This window comes from Rhizobium ecuadorense (assembly GCF_001187535.1).
Lineage (GTDB): Bacteria > Pseudomonadota > Alphaproteobacteria > Rhizobiales > Rhizobiaceae > Rhizobium > Rhizobium ecuadorense.
In genome coordinates this window covers 221,026-237,498 of the sequence record NZ_LFIO01001107.1, presented here as the reverse complement: position 1 = coordinate 237,498, position 16,473 = coordinate 221,026, and the positions used below count along the sequence as shown (strand labels likewise).

13 protein-coding genes and 1 tRNA gene are annotated in these 16,473 nt (G+C 63.0%); 2 read left to right on the top strand and 12 right to left on the bottom strand.

From position 1 onward, the window contains the following. Nucleotides 1-65: 65 nt before the first annotated feature. The 7 genes from AF337_RS23330 to bcsN form a co-directional block, all read right to left on the bottom strand. A tRNA-Pro gene (locus tag AF337_RS23330) sits at nucleotides 66-142 on the bottom strand. 98 nt (nucleotides 143-240) lie between these two features. Next, a complete protein-coding gene (locus tag AF337_RS23325) occupies nucleotides 241-909 on the bottom strand; it encodes an HAD family hydrolase (RefSeq protein ID WP_049734009.1) in 669 nt (222 codons plus the stop codon). A 101-nt stretch (nucleotides 910-1,010) separates the two neighbouring features. Beyond that, entirely contained in the window at nucleotides 1,011-3,410 is a 2,400-nt protein-coding gene (locus AF337_RS23320) for a hypothetical protein (RefSeq protein ID WP_049734008.1), read from the bottom strand. Further along, a complete protein-coding gene (locus tag AF337_RS23315) occupies nucleotides 3,407-4,450 on the bottom strand; it encodes a family 8 glycosyl hydrolase (protein WP_049734007.1) in 1,044 nt (347 codons plus the stop codon). Before AF337_RS23315 ends, AF337_RS23320 begins: the two co-directional genes overlap by 4 nt. Continuing rightward, entirely contained in the window at nucleotides 4,447-6,921 is a 2,475-nt protein-coding gene (locus AF337_RS23310) for a cellulose biosynthesis cyclic di-GMP-binding regulatory protein BcsB (RefSeq protein ID WP_049734006.1), read from the bottom strand. Before AF337_RS23310 ends, AF337_RS23315 begins: the two co-directional genes overlap by 4 nt. Then, a complete protein-coding gene (gene bcsA / locus AF337_RS23305) occupies nucleotides 6,918-9,110 on the bottom strand; it encodes a UDP-forming cellulose synthase catalytic subunit (RefSeq protein ID WP_049734144.1) in 2,193 nt (730 codons plus the stop codon). The genes AF337_RS23310 and bcsA overlap by 4 nt, the downstream gene beginning before the upstream one ends. 111 nt (nucleotides 9,111-9,221) lie before the next feature. Further along, entirely contained in the window at nucleotides 9,222-10,205 is a 984-nt protein-coding gene (bcsN, locus tag AF337_RS23300) for a cellulose biosynthesis protein BcsN (protein WP_049734005.1), read from the bottom strand. A gap of 330 nt (nucleotides 10,206-10,535) precedes the next feature. Between bcsN and AF337_RS23295 the strand changes: the two genes are divergently transcribed. Beyond that, the gene (locus AF337_RS23295; RefSeq protein WP_049734004.1) at nucleotides 10,536-10,850 is read left to right on the top strand and encodes a DUF1236 domain-containing protein; all 315 of its coding nucleotides are present in this window, start codon (nucleotides 10,536-10,538) and stop codon (nucleotides 10,848-10,850) included. Between the two features lie 63 nt (nucleotides 10,851-10,913). On the opposite strand, the gene AF337_RS23290 is transcribed toward AF337_RS23295, so the two are convergent. Continuing rightward, nucleotides 10,914-12,560, bottom strand: coding sequence for an ATP-binding protein (locus AF337_RS23290; protein WP_049734003.1), 1,647 nt, complete (start codon nucleotides 12,558-12,560; stop codon nucleotides 10,914-10,916). Between the two features lie 269 nt (nucleotides 12,561-12,829). Here AF337_RS23290 and AF337_RS23285 point away from each other — a divergent pair, with 269 nt between their 5' ends. After that, the gene (locus tag AF337_RS23285) at nucleotides 12,830-13,177 is read left to right on the top strand and encodes a response regulator (protein WP_049734002.1); all 348 of its coding nucleotides are present in this window, start codon (nucleotides 12,830-12,832) and stop codon (nucleotides 13,175-13,177) included. A 52-nt stretch (nucleotides 13,178-13,229) separates the two neighbouring features. Here AF337_RS23285 and AF337_RS23280 read toward each other — a convergent pair whose 3' ends face one another. The 4 genes from AF337_RS23280 to plsX all read right to left on the bottom strand — a co-directional run bounded on the left by AF337_RS23280 (nucleotide 13,230) and on the right by plsX (nucleotide 16,401). Further along, nucleotides 13,230-13,769 (bottom strand): MerR family transcriptional regulator, encoded by a 540-nt coding sequence (locus tag AF337_RS23280; RefSeq protein ID WP_049734001.1) that lies wholly within the window; start codon nucleotides 13,767-13,769, stop codon nucleotides 13,230-13,232. Between the two features lie 148 nt (nucleotides 13,770-13,917). Then, nucleotides 13,918-14,256: an integration host factor subunit alpha gene (locus AF337_RS23275; RefSeq protein WP_003574027.1), complete on the bottom strand. Its 339-nt coding sequence runs from the start codon at nucleotides 14,254-14,256 to the stop codon at nucleotides 13,918-13,920. A 106-nt stretch (nucleotides 14,257-14,362) separates the two neighbouring features. Then, the gene (locus AF337_RS23270) at nucleotides 14,363-15,334 is read right to left on the bottom strand and encodes a beta-ketoacyl-ACP synthase III (protein WP_049734143.1); all 972 of its coding nucleotides are present in this window, start codon (nucleotides 15,332-15,334) and stop codon (nucleotides 14,363-14,365) included. A 20-nt stretch (nucleotides 15,335-15,354) separates the two neighbouring features. After that, nucleotides 15,355-16,401 (bottom strand): phosphate acyltransferase PlsX, encoded by a 1,047-nt coding sequence (gene plsX, locus AF337_RS23265; RefSeq protein WP_049734000.1) that lies wholly within the window; start codon nucleotides 16,399-16,401, stop codon nucleotides 15,355-15,357. Nucleotides 16,402-16,473 lie beyond the last annotated feature (72 nt).

Here is a 16,473-nt window from a genome sequence, read left to right as displayed (position 1 = left end):
GCAATGGCCGCGAGAGCGGCCGCCACATGAAACGTGATGTTCTGACTGGATTTCAAGGGGATAAATGGTCGGGGCGACTGGACTCGAACCAGCGACCCCTTGACCCCCAGTCAAGTGCGCTACCGGGCTGCGCTACGCCCCGACCTGCCGAAACGGCTTGCTTCGTTTAGTTTTTCGGCGCGTGCAATGCAAGCGGAAAAAACTCGCCTCCGACAAAAAGGAGGCGGTTTGTCGGATTGATTAGATCGCCGCGAGCTTCAGCTGGCCTTCGGCGGTGTGGCGGGGCTGCCATGACTGGTAGTTGGCGATCGAGAAATGCGGGGTTTCGAAGGGGGTGGCGTGGGTTTCGGTAATGACGGCGACATCGGCGCCGGCCGCTTCACCGGCGAGGATGCCGGCGACGGCGTCTTCGAAGACCAGGCATTTCGCGGGATCGACACCGAGGCGGCTGGCGCCGAGCAGATAACCCTCGGGGCTGGGCTTGCCCGATTTTACCTCGCCACCGCTGACGATGACCTTCGGCATCGGGATGCCGGCGGCTGCCATGCGGCGTCTGGCGAGCTCGATCGGCGCCGAGGTGACGATCGCCCATTTGCCATCTGAAATGGCGGAGAGGAAGCGGATGGCGCCGGGGATTTCGACGATGCCGGAGACATCCTCCATCTCCTCGGCGAGCAGCAGGTCCGCCTCATGGGCCGGGTCGACGCCGGGAAGGCCAAGCCCGCGGATGACGTCGGAAGCGCGGATGCCGTGGATCGTCTTCAAGAAGACTTCCGGTTCGAAGCCATGGCGCCTTGCCCATTCGCTCCAGACGCGTTCGACGACGGCGATGGAATTCAGCAGCGTCCCGTCCATATCGAAAAGGAAGGCGTCATAGGATCTGTCGAGGATATCGTGGAGAGCGGGCACGGGGCGTTTCCTTGCGGGGGCGAGGCCGGGACGACCCCTGCACAGGCGAGTAGCGGAGAGCGGCCGCGGCGTCAACGTCAGTCACGACGTCGACGTCAACGCTAGTCGTTGACATCGGGATGGGTGACGTTGCGAACGTCGGCCAGACCGCGGGCGGCGTCGCGGCTGCCGGTCGCGGCAGCAGCTTCGAAGATACGGGTCGCGTCGCCATACATTTTAAGATTGAGGTAGCTATAGCCGCGCAGCACCATCAGGTCGATGCGTTCCTGCTGCAGTTGGGCGCGCTGATCGAGATAGATCAGGGTCTCGCGATAACGCCCGGCGTCGAAGGCCGAAAGCGCACGGTCGGCGAGGATCGCCACCTGGAGCTCGGCAGCGCGCTGCCGGTTCTGCGGTGCCTTGGTGGCGGCCACAGCCGCATTGCTGGAAAGGCCGGCGCGCAGATAGGCAAGGCTCTGGCCGTAGGCTGCGTCTTCACGATCCTTGCGGACGGGGCTCTGCAATGCCGTCTCGAAGGCCGAGATCGCCTCCATCGGCCGGTTGATATCCATCAGGCACCAGCCGCGCGACAGCGCGTTTGCCGGGCTGAGCTGACCCGCATCGATGGTTGTCGAGCAACCGCGCGTCTGGCGTGAACCGCGCTGAACGGTCACCGTCTGCATCGCCGGCCCTGCCGGGCGAACGGCAACATCGGGCGCCGGCTGCAGCGGGGTGCGGCGTTCAGCCGGAAGCGGCTCGGCCGCCGTGGCAGGGCGTTGCGCCGGCTGCGTCGGCTGAACCGGCTGCTGCGGGGCAAGCGTGCCCTTTTCCGGCGGCTGGACGCTCCCATTCGGCATCAGCGAGGCGGTGTCTTCGAGATTGGCGATCCGGGTCGACCGGCCGGCCCAGGCGCGCTGCAGGTCGAGCACGCCCTTGCGGTCGTTCAGTTGCTCGCGGGTGACGGCAAGGCCATAGGCCGACGGCTCGTCATCGGGCTTCCAGGCAAGCGCGGTCTCGAACCAGCGTGCGGCGGTCTGGAACTGGTTGAGCGAGCGGGCATACCAGCCGAACTGCTGCGCCGTCGGCACATATTTTCGGGCGATAATCTCGGCGGCGATGCGATGCAGCACGTCTTCGGCGAGATCGGCCGGCGGCTGCAGCGCCATCAGATTGGCGGTTGCGGCGAGATAGGTGGCGGTCGCATCGTCGGAGTCGGCACGCCAGCGGAACATCACGTCCTCGGCCTCCTCGGGCGCCTTGCGGGCGATCAGCGCCAGCGCCAGCCCCTGCGAAGCCGCCGCCGTATCCTCCTTGGCTCGGGCGGCGCGGAACCACTTCTCCGCCTCGGCATCGTTGTTGCGGCGAAGCTGGTACCAGCCGAGCAGCAGCGCATCCGAGGCAAGCCCCTCGCTGCCGGCGAGTTTTTCGAGGCGGGCGACGTAATCTGGCGCGATGGCGAGCTTCGGATCGTCATTGCCTTCGGCCATGAAGCGCCGCGCGAGATTGTCGCGGATCGCGTCGAATTCCCTGCTGCCGTCGGCAGCAGGCTTCTCCAGCGCCAGCAGCGTCTGCATCGGCTGATAGGCAAGCAGTGTCGAGGCCTTTTCGATCGTCGCCTGCCGCTCGGCCGGATTGGGGCAGTTCTTCAGTATATAGCTGTAGGCGTCCTGGCCACGCTGCACCCTCTCCGTCTGAAGGAAGGCTTCGGCGACACGCCACAGAACGTCGACCTCGCTGCAGGTGAGCAGGCTCGGCGTTGCGGCGGCGATATCAACCACGGTCGCATATTGCTTGAGGTCCGAAGCGTTGATGAGGCGGGCGCGGGCCTCGGCGACATCGAGCCGGTCGAGCAGATCGGCCGGCGGCTGCCATCCGGCATCGGCTGCCTGACGGTCGGCGACCGCCTTGCGCAGCTCGGCATAACGGCCCTCGGAATAAAGCTGCCACATGGCCTCGAGCTGTTTGTCGCCATTTTGCGGCACGGCGAGCGGATTGGCCGGCGGAACCCAGTTCGGGTAGAGCGCCTGAAGGCGGGAGATTTCGGCCTGCAGGCGCACCTTGTCGCCGCGGCTGGCGAAATAGCGAAGTGCGCTTTCATCGACGGCAGGCTGCTGCGGCGGCGCGGCGGCCTGTTGCGGCGCTGGAGGCTCGGACACGATGGGAGGCGTGACCGGTGCCGGCGGAGCCGCCGGCTGAGGTGTAGGTTGGGGCGCAGATTGAGGCGCGGCGGATGGCGGCGCTGCAGGCTGCTCTGCGACGGCATTCGGATCTGAAGTATCCGACGCTGGTGGCGGCGAGGACGTGATCGCCTCGATCTTGTCGGCGACGAGCTGCGCATTGAAGTCGGAATTACCGGCAGGGGCATCAGTCGGCTTGATGCGGCCCATCATCATCAGCTCCGGCGCCGGCTTGCCGGCAGAGCCAAGGCCGAACTTTTCCTGCAGAGCGGCACGGTCTTTCAGCCCGGTGACGAGGCTCGCCACCACCACTGCCGCTGAAACCGCCACGAGAGAAGACTTCACAGACACTCCGGATGCTTCTCCCCGATATAGGCCAGCCCCAGCAGTTGAAGGGTGGACGGATAATAGAGTGCGGGGGCAAACTGCAGCGCCGAGCTTGGCAGCCTGGTCCCATCGACAACACAGGCCACAACATCGTTAACAATTCTATAACCGGGATCCGACAGCACTGTCTTCGGCCGGCCGGTGGTCAGATCGATGGTGGCGGGAACGCCGTCTTGCGACATGCCCTTTTGCAGGCGGATGAGCAGCGCCTTGTCAGTGATGCCGCCGCGGGCGAGATAGAGCGGGATGCGGATGGCGTTATATGAGAATTCGGCGTCGAACCCTTCTGCCGGCCGCGGCTTATCCCGCAGGCTCACCCATTCGGCGGGAAGCTTGCGCGGGCCGAATTGCATCGTCTTCAACAGCTCCACGCCGTCGTCCGACAGTTTTTTCCAGGCATCCGACGGAGCGAGTGCCGACATCACCGGGATCGCTTCATAAATCCAGTAGGACGGGTTGACGACCGGACCATCGTCTCGGTCGCTGCCGGTAAAGCCTTCGGTTCCCGGCATCAGCAAAGTGCGGCCCTGCGAGCGGCCGACGGTTTCGGCAAGCAGTGCCTGCGCCATGCGGGAGGCGGCGAGGATGTAGTCTTCTCGTTTCCATGCCGTGCCGGCCAGCGCCAGCGCGTAGGCGATCAGCATATCGCCGTCCGTGGCATTGTTGGTGTCGGCCACATGCGGCCTGACGTTCGGATCCCATTTCCAGACGGCCAGTCCGTCGTCGCGCAGCAGCAGCTCGGTGCGGGTAAAATACCAGATCTGCTCAAAATCGGCGGGGCTCGCAGCGAGATAGGCGAGCAGCAGGCCATAGCCCTGCCCTTCACTGTGGCTGATGTTACCGTTGCCGTTGTCGACGATGCGGCCGGTCGGATCGAGAAACTTCGCCTTATAGGCCGACCATGCGCCGGCATTGATCATCGCCTGCTGCGCGATGGCCGGCAGGCCCGGTGCAAGCGCGACCGATGCCGCCAGCAGGAGCGCGCGCCACCGCCTCATTTCGACCGACCCAGCCTTTTGAGCATCTTCGACGTGGTGATGCCGATCAACAGCACGAAGACGACCAGCAGCGAGGCGTAGGAGAGGATATTCGTCGACAACCAATTGGCGGCGATCAGCCGGTAGTTGGCGATCGACCAGGGCGTCGACGGCACGAAATCGAAACGGGTGACCGGTACCGCCTCGATCTTGCCGGTCTTGCTGGAATAGGTAGTGATGTGGCCTGATATCTGCGGCCAGTTCAGCTGCGAAGTCAGAACCTCGACCCCTTCCCGCAAGTCCTTCGCCGATGGCGCCGCCACCACGGTCCAGGCCCCGGCTCCCGCCGGGCTGGAACCCTGCCCTACCAGAAGCGAGGCGGTGTTGGGCGGCGTAAAGATTTCCTCGGCGCCCGGCACGAATTGCAGCGAACTGCGGGAAATATCGAAATTGCGCCACAGCCACTCGCGGAACGCGGTCATCCGGCTGCGCAAGACACCGCCGCTGACCTTGGAATTCCATTCCTCGAAGGCCGCATCGGTGTCGACGACGCCCGTCTGCGCATCCGTCACCGGACGCCACGAGGCCTGGCTCGCCGTGGCGATATTCGTTTGCGACAGAGCGGTTGCCGGCATCTGCGAGATGGAACCGATGAAGATGGCGTCACGATCACCGATCGTATTCGGCGAGGCGACGGTTTCCACAGGGATCGGATGGCCGGCCATGATCGCCATCTGGCCAAGCAGGGTGGCGGCGGCCGAAAGCGTGTCGGCATCGACGCGGTCGATGAACAGCGGCGTCGGCTCCGTGGCCCGGCCATAGGGATAAGCGGTGCCGGCCATGGCGGCCAGATTCGGCCGCTGACCGACGCGGGCGAAATCCGGCATGTGCAGCTCGGAAGTGTCGAACAGGGCAAAGCGGGGACTGGCGCCGGCGGTGGCGCCCGGCGCGCAAGCCGCATCGTCCTTGGTCATCAGGATCGCCTCGATCGCCACCGTATTCAGGCCGGGCTTGAAGTGGCGCATCGTCACGCGGATCGGCAGATGACGCAGAATGCCGCCTGCTGTGGTGGTGATCGGCACGGTCGAGGCGATATTGTCGTTGACGTAGATATCGATGTGGCTGCCGGGCAGCACGTTGTCGGTATAGGCGGCGTCGAGCAGCACCTTCGCCTCGCCATAGGCATTGGCATAAAAGTCCGCCGGCACGGCGATATTGAAGCTGGTCCGCAGCCGCCGGCCGGAGAATTCGGTGGTCTTCACGCCGAGCTGAGACAAAGCGATGCTGGTATCGGAAAAGACCAGCGGCGCATTTGGCGCGCTCCAGCGTTCGGTGGTCAGCACGTCGCGGCGGATATCTTCGGATCTGTCCGTCGGTGAGACGATGGTATCGATGGCCGAGGACACCGCCTGCCAGGAGGGGCCGCTGATCAGAAGCACCGGTGAGCCGCTGCGCGGATCGGTGACGAAAGCGGCCAGTGCCGCACTTTCGGCGCCGGGCGGCAGGCCGGGAAAGAGCGGCCGAAGTTCCGCCGCGGTGCCGACGAGCACACTGAGCTTGCCGGCGCCGCCAGCCGGCAGCGAAGCGGTGCTGAAGGCAAAGTTCTGGTTCGGCATGCTGCTCAGCACAGAAAGCCCCTGCGCCAGCCGCAGCAGCGGCCTGGTGGTTCCCGGCTGTTCCAGCGCCGGGACGACGATGTCGAACTCGGTCCTGCCGGCGCCGTCGACACCGATGGCGCGGATCGCATCGGCACTCGCCGGCTCAGCGACCTCGCTGCCGGCAAAGCTCAGATAGGTGCCGGCCGGATCGATATTCGACCATAATTCATAGGTGGACTGGATGCTGCAATCGGTGCGGTGGCGCTGAGCGGCTTCGAAGCTGACGACATTGGCGCCCGGCTGCAGCAGACCTGGCGGAACCTTGAAGGTGACAGCCGACGCGCCGTCCGGCGAGCCGATACGCTGCTGGCCGATCGGGCGATTGTTGAGATAGACGGTCAACGCCGAGGCCTCGGGGGCGACGACGATCGCATTCTGGTAGGCGAAGGTGAAGCTTGCCTGGGCGGCCGCCTGTTCCGGCGTCAGATAAACGGACCATGACCGCCGGTCATATTCACCGTTGAGACCGAGCTTCGAAAAGGGCACGACATAACGGCGGACGCTCTCGGGGCGCTGAGCCGGCGCCGTATCTGTCGCGGCCGCCTGCAGCGCCTGCGGCGGAACGGTAATCGGCGGGGGAACCGGCGCAGGTGCCGAAGCCGGGGCAGGAGCAGGAGCAGGAGCAGGAGTCGCCTGGGGTGCAGGCGCCGGCAATACGGAAACCGGAGGCGTGACGGGAACCGGCGCGGCTGCCGGTGGGGTCGGCGGTGTCAGTCTCGGGGTAACGGAGGCGCCGGGCGGCCGCTCGCCGGACATATCGAAGGGTGCCGTCTGCGCCTGGGCGAAGGCGGAGGCGTTCAGCAGGAAAAGCGAGGCGGCGATGATGCTTCTCATCCGGCGTTGACCTTTGCCGCCTGCTGCTGGGCTTCGCGCTCCGGCCGCATGCTGCGGAAGAAATAAACGAGGCCGCGGCTGGTCTGATAAAGCGCCGTGCCGAGGAACCAGATGGTGCCGCGGATCAGGCCGGGATTGCGGCGGCGCGAGGCCTGGAACTCGGTCCACTGGCCTGAGTTGGCAAACATCAGGTCGGCGATCAGGCGATGGTCGAGCGCGCTTTTCGGCACGTACTGGCAGCCGACATTGCTGATGTCGCCTGACGGCTCGATGTTGCGAACGATCAGCGGCAGGGTTTCCAGTTCCGCGCCGCTATAGGGCCGGAAGCGGATTTCGCCAACAGCACCGACCAGCATCTCGTCGAGCTGCTTGTTGAAGATGTGAAGCCTGGCGCCATGGACGGAGACGTCCTCGATCGAAGCAGCATACCACTTGCCGTTGGCGCCGAATTCGCAGCGCCGGTTGACGCGGACGCGGCGGGACAAGGCGCGCTCGCCGCGCTCCGACACCACACCGAGCGCGCAGCCGGCCATGATCAGGTTGATGAGGTTCCAGCCGCCGACGACGAGTGTGACGTCGGCCTTATAGGGCTCGGCATAGATCCTGTAGATGGTGATGACGAGCGCGATGATCTGCACCGCAAAGATGACGAAGAACGGCCGGCTGATCTCCGACAGGCGGCTGACGGCGATCGATTCGTCCTTGGCGGTGACCTTGAAGGTCGGCTTCCTCGGATTGAGCATGACGGAGATGACAGCCGGCAGCAGATGCACGGTCTGGACATATTCGTAGAGCTCGGAAATCCATGGCCAGCGGAACGACCCGTAGAGGTAGTTCTGCATCATCAGGTTCACCAGCATGTAGGCAAGCGTATAGGCGAGGAACTCGCCGCCCGACGCGGTGAAGATTTCCAGATCGAAGAACAGGTAGAAGAGCGGCGCAAACAGGAAGATCGTGCGCGGGAACGGGAAGAGCCAGAAAAGCGTGGAGGACATGTAGCAGAGACGCTGCGGGATCGACAGGCCGCGCTTCAGCAGCGGGAAGCGGAAGCGCAGGATCTGCATCATGCCCTGCGCCCAGCGGCTGCGCTGGCCGATGAAGCTTGCGAAGGTGGCGGGCTGCAGACCGGCGATCAGCGGCTTGTCGACATAGATGCTGTTCCAGCCGGCGCCGTGCAGCGCTAAGGCCGTCTCGCAATCCTCGGTGATGCTGATGCCGGAAAAGCCGTTCTGGGAGTCGAGCGCCCTGCGGCTCAGAACCGCGGCCGAGCCGCAGAAGAAGGCGGCGTTCCATTTATCGAGGCCGCGCTGGATGATGCCATAGAACATTTCGTTCTCGCTCGGCATCTTGTCGAAGGTGCGCAGATTGCGCTCCAGCGGATCGGGATTGATGAAGAAGTGCGGGGTCTGGACGAGGAAGAGCTTCGGGTCGTCTTCGAAGTAACCGACGGTCTCGAGCAGGAAATCGCGGGCCGGCGCGTGATCGGCGTCGAAGACGGCGATGAGTTCGCCGGTCGAGTGTTTCATGCCGTTGTTGAGATTGCCGGCCTTGGCGTGTTCGTTGCGGTCGCGCGTGAGGTAATGGACGTCGAGATCCTGGCAGAGCTGCTTCAGCTCGATATGGCGGGCAGCGGCGGCCTGGGCCTCGAGCAGCTTGCCGGAATTGCGCTTCTGCAAGGTGCCGCCGTCGTCGAGCAGCCAGACATGCAGCTTCTCGGCCGGGTAATCCATCGCCTTGGCGGCCGCCAGCGTATTGCCGAGAAGCCCGGCGTCTTCGTTATAGGACGGCACGAAGACATCGACATGCGGCAAACGCCCGGGATTGGCGGCACGCGAGGGGCGCGACGGCAGCGGTGTGGCGACGATGAACAGGCTGAGCGCCAGCATGGCGACGCTGTACATTTCGGCGAGATAGAGCAGCAGGCCGGGAATGAAATTCTCAAGCTGGTTGACAGGCGGCAGCGTGTTGGTGGTGCGCCAGTAAACGTAGCGCAGCACGATCGAGGTGCCGAAGGCGAGCGCCACCAGGCGCCATGTCCCCTCGCCCTTCAAGACCTTGATCAGCGCCATCACCGTCACGACCGTGATGCTGGTGATGAGCTGGGTCTGCAAATTGACCGGCAGCGTGATCAGCACGATCATGCAGAGCGAAACCACGGCCCATATGAAGACACTGCGGGCTTTGCGCATCGACGTTCCTTCGAAATTGCTCAACCGAGGCGCCGTTCGGCACTTCGGGCATGCTCACTAGAACAGGCATGACGTCGTCCGAAAACCGCTCACACTTTTCGGCATCATGCTCTATCTCCGGCAGGCGGCCGTCATGACCGCGTCGCCTATGCAGTCCGGCGACGGCACGGTGACGCCGATCGCCCTTGCGGATTGTTCAACCGGCTGTTCGGGCGGGGCTGCCGCATCCGGCATAACCCGCGCCTGCGGCGCTTCGCCGGGCAGCGGCACGCGCGGGCCGATGGGCGCGGGCATCGGTGCGGCGCCCTGTGCCGGTGGCGAAGCGCTGCGGGCGGGAGCGACCCGCGGCCGGCTGACAATGGCAGGCGCCGGCTCATAGCCGATCGGCATCGGACTGGCGCGATAACCGCCCTGGTCAGGATAGATCGGCTCGCCGGTGCGCCCGAGCGCGGCATCGGCGGGCGGCGGATTGCCGTAAGGATTCCAGATCTCCCCGTCGAAGGCGCCCGATATGGTATAGCCATAGACGATGCCGAGCAGCTGACGCTCGCTGGCGTTGGCGTCGCAGAGACGCAGGCGCAGCTGGATCATGCCGAAATTGCGCGCCTGGGTATTGGCGTTGACGCTCGAGCGGATCTGCTGCCAGGCATAGATGCAGGTATCGCCGGCACGGCTGCGGCCGGAGGCATAACCGAAGGGGCCATAGCTGTTCTGCAGGAAGGTTGCCGACGTCGCCATCGGCACGCCGGGGGCCGAACGCGCCACTTCGCGGGCGATGCCGCTCTCGTTGATCATGCTGAAGCCGGCATTGCCGGTGCCGGGATTGGCCCCGGACGCACCGAAGAACTGAACCTTCAGAAAGTTCTGACCGGCCACGGAGGATGAGGTAAACAAGGAGACCGTCTGCTCGACGCCGTTGCCACGCTTGCGCTCGACGACGCTGACGATCGACGGGCCGCCCGGCGGCGGCAGGACCAGCGCCTTTTCAGGCGCCACGGTCTCCGGCCCGGAGGGCTGACGCACACCGCCTGTCGAGGTGCAGCCGGCCATCATGCCCACTACGGCCACCAGCGATATCGTCATCCGCAAACGCATGTTTCGAGCCGCCGCAATCGTCTTTCCAGATATCCATTCGCAAACCGAAACGCGACGGACCTTCGAATCAACGACCACGCGGCCGTTCACAGGGTATAAATCGCCAACATGGTTAACGAACGGTAAACAACCGCCCCCCCCCTGACGCCACCGGACGAACGCGCATTGACAGTGATTCGAACTAATCAACCGTATGGTGCATAAATTGACATAGCAACACTTCCATTGCGCTCATCGCGCCTGTCTCGCGCCGCCTTGAACGCGGGAGCGGGAACTATGCCGCATGGCCGGCGTTGCCTTGATGTCTCAGGTTAAAAAGGAGAACATCCCATGCGCAAGATCATGCTGGCTGCGGCCGCCATGCTGACGATCAGCTCCGCCGCCTTCGCGCAGAGCACCGTCATCGTCACCGATCCCGCCCCGACCGGCTCCGTCGTGCTGCCGGGCGAAGTTCGCACTTATGTGATGGAGCAAAACACGCCGTCCGTCGTCTATGAAGGCGATATCGCCGTCGGCGCGACGCTGCCCGATACCGTCGAAATACATACGGTGCCGAATATCGACGGCTATGGCTATACCGTCGTCAATGAGCGGCGCGTCATCGTCGAGCCGAAGACGCACCGCGTGATCCAGGTCCTGGAATAAGGCGATCGGGAACAGTGGACGTGCGGCTGCATGGAACAGGATGGCCCGGTTAAAGGAGCGGCTTCACGTCCTCTCATCTTCCATTCTCGCCGGCACATTCAGAAGTTCGCGGATCTTGTGGGCGAGCTGCTCCAGGCTGAAGGGCTTGGCAAGCAGGGAGACGCCGTGATCTAGCACCCCGTTATGGACGATGGCATTGCGGGTATAGCCTGTGGTGTAGAGGATCCGGATCGCCGGCCATTTTTCCTGAACGATATCGGCAAGCTGGCGCCCGCTCATTTGCGGCATGACGATATCGGTGAAGATCAGGTCGACCTCCCGATTTTCTTCCAGAACGAGAAGAGCCTCCATGCCGCTTGCCGCCTGCAACACGGTGTAACCGAGTTCATGCAGGCTTTCGGCGGTCATGATGCGGACGTTCTCATCATCCTCCACTACCAGGATCGTATCGTTGACGCTGCCCTGAGGGATGGGCTTGGCGCCTGAGGCACTCAGCCTGGCGTCCGTCGCGCCGACATGACGGGGCAGATAGATCTTCACCGTCGTGCCCCTGTCGATCTCCGAATAGATCTTGATGTGGCCGCCGCTCTGCTTGATGTAGCCGTAAACCTGGCTGAGGCCGAGACCGGTGCCCTTGCCGGGTCCCTTGGTCGTGTAGAACGGGTCGAATGCCCGCTCGATCACGTCGGGCGACATGCCGGTGCCGGTGTCGGTCATGCTGATCATCACATATTGGCCGGCTTCGACCTCCGAATGCATGCGGGAATATCGCTCGTCGAGTTCAGTATTGGCGGTCTCGACGGTGAGATTGCCGCCGCCAGGCATGGCGTCGCGGGCGTTGACGGCAAGGTTCAGGATGGCGTTCTCAAGCTGGCTCAAATCGGCAAAGCTCGGCCAGAGGCCGCCGGCCAGCACTGTCTCGATCCGGATCTGCTCGCCGAGTGTACGCCGCAGCAGTTCCGACATGCCGCCGACCAGCTTGTTGAGGTCGATCACTTCAGGGGCGAGCGGCTGCTGACGCGAAAAAGCGAGAAGACGGGCGGTCAGGACCGCGGCCCTCTGGGCGCCGTCTTTGGCATTCTGGATGGAGTTCAGCAGGCGGGGATCCTCCTGTCCGGTCATCCGCCGCTGGGCGAGATCGAGATTGCCGATGATGATCGCCAGCATATTGTTGAAATCATGAGCGACGCCGCCCGTGAGCTGGCCGATCGTCTCCATCTTCTGCAACTGACGCACCTGCGCCTGCGCGGAAGCATTCTCTTCCATCTCGTGCCTGAGTTCGACGGTACGCTGGACCACCGTCTGTTCAAGGCGGGTGTTGAAACTGTTAAGCTCCTCGCGGAGGCGGCTCTGCCGACCATGCGCGATGATGATCATTTCCATCAGGCCGATGATGATCACCGCATTGATGAGATAGGTTGAAAGCCCAACCCATTGGCCGGCGCTGACCGGCCAGAAGATATCTTGCGGCTCGACGAAAAACTGCTGGACGATGAAAGCGGCCAGTATCGCTGCGACGAAGCCCGGCCCCGCGCCGCCTATGAAACTCGCCAGCAATATCGCCGGAAGGAAGCTCAGGAAGGGAAAGCCGGAGAGATAGTCGCTGACGGCAAGCCTCAGAAGAAACGTCAGGCCCACGAAGGCAACGGCCAGCGGATATGTATAACCCGGCCTATGACGCAGCCAATCCGTGGCGCTCAGCAAATCCATTCCAGACCCCTCCTTACGGCATCGCGTCTTTTCAGACCTGCAAAGAACGCCGTAACACTTTGAATCACTGCATAGTTTTATCCTAAAATCGAATCCGATTTAAGAATTATGCAGTCGCCGTTGCGCAGACGGCATCTCAGCTTTTACACATCGAATTTCACCCGGCAATATGCTGTTTCTCGCACTGCCGGGCACGACGTCTTGACGAGCCGTGCCAGGAGTCCACATAAATCCGCATGCCCGGCAAGGGGAAATGGGTGGACGGGAACATGAAAGACATATTCATCGTCGAAGACGACGCGCTGATTGCCATGCTGCTCGAGGACATGCTCGCCGATCTCGGCTACCGGGTTTGCGCCAGCGCGCCCGATCTGGAACGGGCGCTGGCCGCCGCCAGGGACACGGAATTCGACGCTGCGATTCTCGACGTCTCGCTTGCAGGGCAGAGCTCGCTGCCGGTTGCAAAACTGCTCGACGAACGCGGCAAACCCTATGTCTACGCGACGGGATATGGCGCGCCTCCTGCGGGCAGCAGCCCAAGCACATTGCCCGTGCTGCAAAAGCCCTTCCAGCTCAGCGAACTCGAACAGACGATGAAGCGGCTTACCGAAGCCTGATGCCCGTTGCCGGAAGCGTGCCGCGGTTCCGGGACAACCATAAGAGTTCCGGTCAGCGTACCTGATCGAGCAGACGCTTGCATTCCAGCAGGTCGTAGAGCGCCTCCTGCAGCAATGCCCTGTCTTCCTTGCCGACGCTCGACTTGCCGATCGAGACTTCCTGTTCGTCCTCGCCAGCCACAAAATTGAAGAAGCGGCGGGTAATCGGCGGCTTGGCGCGGCCGACAATCTGATCTTCGTCGGCCATGCCGACGCGTGGTTCCCCGGCACTCGTCTCCTGAACGCCCGATGCAAGCGCCTCGACGCTGGCGAGATCGCCGTGGCCAACCGAGATGACGAACTTGTTGCCGTTGGTTTTCAGAAGCTTCTGCACACCCTTGATCGTATAGCCGTGATCATAGAGCAAATGCCGGATACCCTTGAGGAGATCCACATCCTCGGGCCGGTAGTAGCGACGGCCGCCGCCGCGCTTCATCGGCTTTATCTGCGGGAAACGCGTCTCCCAGAAGCGCAGCACATGCTGCGGCAGATCAAGATCGTCTGCGACTTCGCTGATGGTGCGAAAGGCATCGGGGCTCTTGTCCAACGTCATACTGCTACGCGACCTCGCGGCTCGATCTTACGGCGACTCATCATATTTCAACGGTTTGGCGCCGACAATTCAAGTCATGTCTCGACGTTGCGCACAACGCAGGACAGTGCGAAGGGAAAAAAGCCGTTCAGAAACGGCAAGCCGATGATCAGGAGGCCGGATTCTGCGGCTTCAGCTTGACCTTGCGAGACACATGCGCCTTGAGGATGCGCGTCTTCAGCACGTTCGACGCCTTGAAAGTCATGACCCGGCGGGGAGAAATCGGAACCTCTTCGCCGGTCTTCGGGTTGCGGCCGATCCGCTCGTTCTTGTCGCGCACCTGGAAAGTGGCGAAGGAGGACAGCTTGACGGTTTCACCGCGCACGATGGCGTTGCAAACTTCGTCGATGACGGTTTCCACAAGTTCCGCAGATTCGGTCCGGGAAAGCCCGACCTTTCGGAAAACGGATTCCGCCAGGTCTGCTCGCGTCACTGTTTTTCCGGTCATGGTTTCCCCGCCCATTACAAATATTTTGTGAAATCGCGCAAAGAGTATTTGTCTTGCGCCTTACGGTCAAGCTCTTGTTCGCCGTCAGTTTTTTTTGGATTCGTGGCTACCAGCGCAGCAGAACGGCGCCCCAGGTGAAACCGCCGCCCATCGCTTCGAGCATCACCAGGTCGCCCTTCTTGATGCGGCCGTCGCCGGCAGCGGTCGCGAGCGCGAGCGGGATCGAGGCCGCCGAGGTATTGCCGTGCAGATCCACGGTGACGACGACCTTCGCCGCATCGATGTTCAGCTTCTTGGCCGAGCCGTCGATGATGCGCCGATTGGCCTGATGCGGCACCAGCCAGTCGAGGTCCTCGGCGGTCGTGCCTGTGGAATCGAAGGCAGCCTGAATGACATCGGTAATCATGCCGACGGCGTATTTGAAGACCTCGCGGCCTTCCATGCGCAGCTTGCCGACGGTGCCCGTCGTCGACGGTCCGCCATCGACATAGAGCTTTTCCTTGTGCGAGCCATCGGAACGCAGATGCGCGGTCAGCACGCCGCGATCGGCAACGGTGCCCTCGCCTTCGGCCGCTTCGAGCACGATCGCGCCGGCGCCGTCACCGAACAGCACGCAGGTGGTGCGGTCGTTCCAGTCGAGAATGCGTGAAAAGGTTTCAGCGCCGATGACGAGAACGCGCTTGGCGAGCCCGCCGCGGATATAGGCATCCGCCGTCGTGACCGCATAGACGAAACCGGTGCAGACGGCCTGAACGTCGAAGGCGAAGCCGTGGCTCATGCCGAGGCGGTTCTGGATATTGACCGAGGTTGCCGGAAAGGTGTTATCCGGCGTCGATGTGGCGCAGATGATCATATCGATATCGGCGGGCGTCAGTCCGCCATTGGCAAGGGCGGCACGCGCGGCGGCCTCCCCCAGCGAGGCCGTCGTCTCGTCATCACCGGCGACATAACGCTGGCGGATGCCGGTGCGCTGGACGATCCATTCGTCCGACGTGTCGACGATCGCCTCCATGTCACCATTGGTCATCACGCGCTTCGGAAGTGCGGCTCCGAACCCGCGAACCACTGAACGGATCATATTCGATTGAACCCCATTGCTCATGCAGCTTCCGGGCCCATCGGGGGCAGCCGCTTGGCATGATATTTCTTAAGATCGTTTTCTATTTTCTGATTGAGGCCGTTCTTGGCCATATCATAGCCGACTTCGATGGCCGCTGCGATGCCTTCGGCATTCGCCCCGCCATGGCTCTTGATGACAATGCCGTTCAGGCCGAGAAACACGCCACCATTGACCTTGCTCGGATCGAGCTTCTCGCGAAGCAGGTCGAAGGCGCTTTTGGCAAAGAGGTAGCCGATGCGGGCAAGCAGCGTGCGCGACATGGCGGCACGCAGATATTCGGCGATCTGCTTGGCGGTGCCTTCGGCGGTCTTCAAAGCGATATTGCCGGAAAAACCTTCGGTGACGACGACGTCGACCGTGCCCTTGCCAAGGTCGTTGCCCTCGACGAAGCCGGAATATTCGAGCGAATCGATGTTCGCCTCGCGCAGCAGCCGGCCGGCCTCCTTGACCTCTTCCTGGCCTTTCATCTCCTCGACGCCGACATTCAGAAGGCCGATCGTCGGACGCTCGACCTCGAACAGCGCCCGCGCCATGGCGCCGCCCATCAGGGCGAAATCCATCAACTGCTGCGCATCGGCGCCGATCGTCGCGCCGACATCGAGCACGATGCTCTCACCCTTCAGCGTCGGCCAGATCGCCGCGATCGCCGGGCGCTCGATATTGGCCATGGTGCGCAGACAGAACTTCGCCATCGCCATCAGCGCCCCGGTATTGCCGGCCGAGACCGCGACATCGGCCTCCCCGGTCTTCACCGCCTCGATCGAGCGCCACATGGTGGAGATATAACGGCCGCGGCGCAGCGCCTGGCTCGGCTTCTCACCCATGCTGACGGCAAGCTCGCAATCGTGAAAAAGCGATTTTTCCTTGAGTTTCGGAAATTTTGCGAGAACCGGATCGCACTGTTCCTTGAGACCGTAGAAAACGAAGAAAATATCCGGATGCCGGTCCAGCGCCTTGGCGGCGCCTGGGATGACAACCTGGGGACCAAAGTCGCCACCCATGAGGTCGAGAGATATTCTGATCACGCGTCCCTGATCCTTCTTTTCGCCGAGGGCGAAATTTCGGCCAAAATACCGGTTTTGGCGTCGCTTACAACT